This is a genomic window from Methanobrevibacter curvatus, assembly GCF_001639295.1.
In the GTDB taxonomy this organism is placed as follows: domain Archaea; phylum Methanobacteriota; class Methanobacteria; order Methanobacteriales; family Methanobacteriaceae; genus Methanoflexus; species Methanoflexus curvatus.
This window is the reverse complement of record NZ_LWMV01000010.1, coordinates 1-6,802: the sequence shown is the minus strand read 5'-3', so window position 1 is coordinate 6,802 and position 6,802 is coordinate 1. Positions and strand designations below refer to the sequence as shown.

Here is a 6,802-nt window from a genome sequence, read left to right as displayed (position 1 = left end):
ATATAATAGTATTTAAAAAAATAATGGATAATAATAATTTTTTTTTAAAATTATAGAATAAATTAAAATATTGTCTTTTTAGAGATAATGATTTTTTTATTCTTTTTTTATTTAAAATTATTTGATGTAATAGGTTTATAATGGTTTTTATTTATTTAAATAATAATTTTTTTTATAGATTATTTTGTTTATATAATTAGATTTTTTAAGATTTTTTCTTTTTAAACTCTTAAATTTTCTTATATTTTTCTATATTTTTCTATATTTTTTTATATTTTTTAAATTTTTTATATTTTTTTATATTTTTTTTATATTTTGGAGTTTTTACAATGTTTCAAATTAAATTTAAAGATGGAATGGGTAGAGTAGGAAAATTAGAAACAAAACATGGTACTATTACAACTCCTGCTTTAATGCCTGTAATTCACCCTAGAAAACAAACAATCGATGTTAAGGAATTAGGCGCAGAGATAGTTATAACAAATGCATATTTAATATACAAAGATGAAGATATTAAGAAAAAAGCCATTGAAGAAGGAGTACACAATTTAATTAACTTTCCTGGTCCTGTAATGACTGATTCAGGTTCATTTCAACTTTCTGTCTATGGTGATGTTGAAATAGGAAATAAAGAAGTAATTGAATTTCAAGAGTTAATTAAGTCTGACATTGGGACATCATTAGATATTCCCACTGCTCCATATGTATCTAAAGAAAAAGCAGAAGAAGATTTAAAAATAACTCTTGAAAGAGCAAAAGAAGCCAAAAAATTTAGAGATGATAATGGTTTTGAATTACTTCTTAACTCTGTTGTTCAAGGATCTACTTTTCCTGATTTAAGGTCCTACTGTGCAAGTGAACTGGCTTATTTGGGCAGTGATTTGTATCCTATTGGTGCTGTGGTTCCTTTAATGGAGATGTATCATTATGATCAAATTGTTGACATTGTAATGAGTTCTGTTTCTCACTTACCTGATTCAAAGCCAAGACATTTAATGGGAGCAGGTCATCCAATGTTGTTTGCATTGGCTGTTGCAATGGGATGTGATTTGTTTGATTCAGCAGCTTATGTTCTTTATGCTGAGGATGATAGATTCTTATCTCCTCGAGGAACATATAAACTTGAAAATTTATTGGAAATGCCATGTTCTTGTGAAATATGTTCAAATTATACTATTGATGATTTAAAATCAATGGAAAAATCAGAAAGATCGCAATTAATAGCTAAACACAACTTATATGTAAGTTTGGCTGAAATAAAATTAATAAGGCAAGCTATTTATGAAGGAAGTTTTTTAGAACTTGTTGAAGAACGTTGTAGAGTTCATCCTAACCTTTTAAATGCCTATCGACGATTTAGCCATTACAATGATGAGATAGAATTATATGATCCCAGAAGTAAAAAATCTGCATTTTTTTACACAGGTTCTGAATCTATTAATCGCCCAGAAATTAAAAGACACTTAAATAAACTAAGAACTTTTAAAAAGAAGAAAAATTTGGTTTTACTGCCATCATTTAAAAAACCCTATTCAAAAAATGTTCCAAATAATCTAGGGGATTTTTACATCTATGGGGAAGAAAATAAGATTAATTTAAAAAATACTGATTTTATGGTAGTTGATATTCCATTTTGCTTAATTCCTTTAGATTTAGATGAAATTTATCCATTGTCTCAAAATGAATATCCAAAAACTAAAGATTTGGCTGCTGTTAATGAAATTGAGAAAATTTTATCTGAGTTTATTCCGCAGTATAAACAGATTTTAATTCACAATAAATTGGCAAAAGAATACAATTTAAATCTTTACAGGATTTATCCCGACTCAAATTTAATTAAATATGAAAAAAATGATGTTAATAAGATAATAGCTATTGCAGATTATCAGTTTGGATTTGGTGCAGGTGAAGCTCTTTTTAATGGTAAAATAAAAATAGAAAAAAGTAAAAAAACAGGAAAAATTAGGCATATTTACTGTGATGGTGAATTGATTGCTAATATGAGAGCTTCAGATTCCTTTTTTATTTTATCTAAAGAAGGTGCAAAAAGATTACATACTAGTTTTAAATCTCCATGTTTAAGAGTAATTGTTAATTCTGATTCAGAACCATTTGCAAGGGAAGGAAAAAGTGTCTTTTCCAAGTTTATTGTTGATTGTGATGAAAATATTCGTTCAAACGACGAAGTTTTAATTGTAAATGAAAATGATCAACTTTTAGCCTATGGAAAAGCCCTTTTATGCTACAGTGAAATGATGGACTTTAAAGTAGGTCAAGCAATCAAAACAAGAAAAGGTTTTAAAGAAGAGATATAAACGAAAACTTTAAGTTTAATACAATATATATTAATACTAAAAACAATTTTTTAATTTACTATGCAATTTAATTAATTAGATTTTAGTATAATATATTATTTTTTTTACTTTTTTGTATATTTAAATGAAAGTTGTTAGCATAAATATATTATGTAATTTTTAAAAATATTTATCTAACTTTTAAAAATATTACTCTTAAAATAAATAATTGGTGAGCTTATGATACCAGGTATGAATCCAAAGCAATTAAAGCAAATGGAAAGACAAATGAAAAAAATGGGCATGAAAATGGAAGACCTTCAAGGAGTTAAAGAAGTAATTATTCGCTTTGAAGACAAAGAATTAGTTATTCCTGATGCAGATGTTAATGTAATGAATGTAATGGGTCAAGAAACTTACCAAATTACAGGAACAGCTGTTGAAAAAGGAATTAATGTGGAAATAGATATTCTTGCTGAAGATATTGAATTAATAGCTAGTCAAGCTAATGTTTCTCTTGAAGAAGCTGAAAATGTTCTTAAAGAAACTAACGGTGACTTAGCAGAAGCTATTTTAAAGTTGTCTGACTAATTTTTTTTTTTAAATTGTTTAATTAGATTATTAAAATTAATTAGCATATAATTATAATTATTTTTAATTTTTTTATTTCTATTTTAGGCTGTGTAGCAATTGAAAATCTAATTTTTTAAATTTGATTAGTTAAGTTAAAATTAAATTTATAAAGTTATAATGAATTTTATTATGAAAATAAATATAAATATTTAATAAAATTCTGTTTTAATTAATATTAATAGCTATTTACTAAAAATAATTATTTTTAGATATTTAATTTTTATTATTTTTTAAAATATTTTAATTTAAATTTAACTAATTAATATGTCTTATTTGCTAATTGGAAGAACATTTAAAACAAACTTTTAAAAAAAGTTTGATCAAATAAGTTTTCTCAAAAATAAAGAAAACTAATTTAAATAAAAGTTTTTTACAAATTATAATTATTTTTAAATATATATTTTTTATAAAGATATCTATTGATAATTCATATGCTTTAGCATATTAGTTAAATATCTGTTTTTACAAAAAATAATCATTGCAAAGCATCTTAAATTAAAATTATATTTATTTAAAAGCATATTAATCTAGAATCATATTAATGCAAAATCAAAATAATTTAAAATAATATTAATTTAAATTAAATACCAATATAAAATCAAAATAATATTCTAAGGTATTTAAGCACGACCTAATTCTTTATGTGCTCTTGCCAAATGTCCTGCTGATAGAGCAGCTAAGAGAGAAAGTTCACCAGCTAAAACTGTAGCTATTACGATTTCTGCAAATTTACTTACATCACCACTGCCTTTAATTGACAAAATACTCAATGATTCTTTGGCAGTTTCAAGAGATGTTCCTCCACCAACAGTAGCTATTGGTAAATCCGGCATGTTAACTGAAAAGTAAAGGTCACCATTAATTTCTTGTGCAGTAGTAATCCCTAAAGATCCTTCAACAATATGCGCTTCATCCTGACCTGTAGCTAAAAAAATGGCTCCAATCATATTTGCATATTGAGCATTAAATCCCATACTTCCAGCAACAGCAGAACCAATAAGATTTTTATATGTATTAACTTCCTCAATAGCTTTTGCTGTAGTTTTCAATTTTTTTTCAATAATTTCTTTTTTAATTAAAATATCTGCCACAACAGACTTTCCTCTACCTTCAACAAAATTTAAATGGGCTGGTTTTTTATCAACACAAACATTTCCACTTAGAGCCACAATATGAACATTTAATTTTTGGGATAATTTGTCTAAAACTTTATCTGTAGCTATTGTAACCATATTCATACCCATACTATCTCCAGTAGAGTAAACAAAGCGAGGATAAATCAAATTACCAACAATTAAAACTGGATCAATTTTAATTAACTTTCCATGACTAGTGGTAGACTCTGCTATCTCTTTTAATTTAGAAAAATTATCTTCAAGCCATTGTTTAACCTCAATGGCTTTTTTAGCAGATTCAACCTTTAAAACAGGTGCACGAGTCATTTTATCTGAAATTATTTCTGCATTTACTCCACCAGATGAAGTAATAACTGATGCTCCCCTATTAATTGACGCCACAAGTGCACCCTCACTAGTTGCAAGAGGAACAAAAAATTCTCCTTTAGCATAATTACCATTGATTTTTAAAGGACCAGCAACTCCAATTGGGATTTGTATTGTTCCAATTGAGTTTTCAATGTTCTTTTTTGAAGCTATTTCCATATCAATAGAAAAATCACCAATAGTTTCTAAATTAGACTCTGTAAGTTCCTCAATAAATTTTCTTCTAATATCCGTTGCATCTTTAGCAGATACAAGTTCATCTATTTGATATAATTTAAGTTCTTTATTGATTAATTTAGTAACTAGCTCTTTTTTTACCATTAAATAACCTCAAAACAATAATAATAAGAATAGTAATAATAATAAGAATAATAATAAGTAATGAATAAGAATAAGGTATTAAATTATGTCTTTAATAAAATCTGCAATTTCAGAAGGTTTATGAGCAATATTGACTCCTGCTTTTTCTAATGCATTCATTTTGCTTTCAGCGGTTCCTGCATTTCCTTCAATAATAGCACCAGCATGCCCCATTCTTTTACCTGGTGGTGCAGTTATACCTGCAATATAAGAAACAACAGGTTTTGAAATGTTTTTAGCAATATATTGAGCTGCTTTTTCTTCTGCACTCCCTCCAATTTCACCAATCATAACAACAACATCAGTTTCATCATCATCTTCAAATAGCTGTAAAATTTTAGAGTAATCACTTCCAACTATAGGATCTCCCCCAATTCCAACACAAGTACTTTGTCCAATCCCTCTTCTTGTTAATTGACTTGCTACTTCATAGGTTAAGGTTCCACTGCGAGAAATTAATCCAACATTCCCTTCCTCAAAAATATGAGTAGGCATAATTCCTAATTTACCCATTCCTGGAGATATAATTCCTGGAGTATTTGGACCAATAACTGTGACTCCTTGGTCTTTTGCATATGCCATGATTTCCATTGAATCATGGACAGGAATATGTTCAGTAATTATAATAACAAAATCTAAATAGTTAATAGATTCAAATGCAGCGTCTTTAGCAAAAGGAGCAGGAACAAAAATTATAGAAGTATTAATTTCTGTACTATCTGATGCTTCTTCAATGGTGTCAAAAACAGGAACTCCAAATATTTCTTGTCCGCCTTTACCAGGAGTAACACCAGCTAAAATATTGGTATTATAATTTAACATTTGTTCTGTATGAAATGAACCTTGTTTACCAGTTATGCCTTGAACCATTGCTTTTGTATTTTTGTCTAATAAAATCATATTATTAACCCATCATCTTGTATATTCTACACATATTCTAAACAACAACATTAATTAAATCTATTAAAAATTTATTAATTGAAATAAAAAAAAATATTAAAATAAATATTAAAATAAATTAAGCTAAATTAAGTTAAATCAAGTTAAATCAAGTTAAATTGAATTGAAAATTAATATCCTCCTAAAATTCTAGTTCTCTCTTCAAAAGGAATGGCCAAATCAATTATATTTCCATTCATAAAAGCTGTAGCTGAAAGTATTACACTTCCTGGAATCACATAAGCTGGGGTTCCTTTTTTAACCAAATAAACATTTTTATTTCCTAAAGCAGCACCAATCATAGCACTAGATATCACTCCAACAGAGTCCATATCTTCAACTGTGGCAATTACAACAGGATCATCTGTTTCACTTGAAACATAACCTACACCAGGGATTTTTTTACTTTTATTTTCTAATAAACTTGAAGTATCAGTTAAGCCATCCATTCCTATAGCTGCTTTAATAGTGGAATTTGCAACATCTCCAACAAAATCCTCTCCACCATATGTGTCAAAACCAAGAATTATTGCATCAGGATATCTATTTTGACGAATTTTAGCTTCAGCATATGATATCCCTTCACCAGCATCTTTAGGATTTGAAGCAATTCCTTCTAAATCCCCTAAATTTTCAGCATTATCAGTCAAAATTTCAACAATTCCAGCATTAATTTTTTTAAGATCTTCATCTTTTACAAATGCAGAAACAACAATATCGTCACCAGTGACATTGGTTAAACCTGAAGCTATTGCTCCAAGTTCTTTTAATTTATATAAATCATTTTCAACATTTTTTATTAAAGATTTAGATGTGGATACATCATTTGAAGATATGTCAGCACCAATAGCTATTGTTTTCATATTAACACCTTAAAAAGTAATATTATTAATTAAATCATGTTAACTTATTATATTGAATTAAACTGAATTAAATTATATTAAATTGAATTATATTAAATTAAACTGAATTAAATTATATTAAACTAAAATATAAATGAATTTATTAAATTAGATTATAAATTTATTACAGATACATAAAATCAATATATAAAAATATGATTTAAATCTATAT

Annotated in this window: 5 protein-coding genes; 2 read left to right on the top strand and 3 right to left on the bottom strand. The window is 26.8% G+C overall.

Features of this window, described 5'->3' with window-relative positions; genetic code table 11:
- Positions 1-329 precede the first annotated feature (329 nt).
- Both tgtA and MBCUR_RS00270 read left to right on the top strand, forming a co-directional pair.
- Positions 330-2,315 (top strand): tRNA guanosine(15) transglycosylase TgtA, encoded by a 1,986-nt coding sequence (gene tgtA / locus MBCUR_RS00275; protein WP_067088752.1) that lies wholly within the window; start codon positions 330-332, stop codon positions 2,313-2,315.
- A 219-nt stretch (positions 2,316-2,534) separates the two neighbouring features.
- Positions 2,535-2,885 (top strand): nascent polypeptide-associated complex protein, encoded by a 351-nt coding sequence (locus MBCUR_RS00270; protein ID WP_067088749.1) that lies wholly within the window; start codon positions 2,535-2,537, stop codon positions 2,883-2,885.
- Between the two features lie 662 nt (positions 2,886-3,547).
- On the opposite strand, the gene hmgA is transcribed toward MBCUR_RS00270, so the two are convergent.
- The 3 genes from hmgA to MBCUR_RS00255 all read right to left on the bottom strand — a co-directional run bounded on the left by hmgA (position 3,548) and on the right by MBCUR_RS00255 (position 6,591).
- Entirely contained in the window at positions 3,548-4,750 is a 1,203-nt protein-coding gene (hmgA, locus tag MBCUR_RS00265; RefSeq protein ID WP_067088747.1) for a hydroxymethylglutaryl-CoA reductase (NADPH), read from the bottom strand.
- 78 nt (positions 4,751-4,828) lie between these two features.
- The gene (gene sucD / locus MBCUR_RS00260) at positions 4,829-5,689 is read right to left on the bottom strand and encodes a succinate--CoA ligase subunit alpha (protein ID WP_067088745.1); all 861 of its coding nucleotides are present in this window, start codon (positions 5,687-5,689) and stop codon (positions 4,829-4,831) included.
- A gap of 170 nt (positions 5,690-5,859) precedes the next feature.
- Complete coding sequence (locus MBCUR_RS00255) at positions 5,860-6,591, bottom strand: hypothetical protein (protein WP_067088743.1); 732 nt, start codon at positions 6,589-6,591, stop codon at positions 5,860-5,862.
- Between the last annotated feature and the right edge of the window lie 211 nt (positions 6,592-6,802).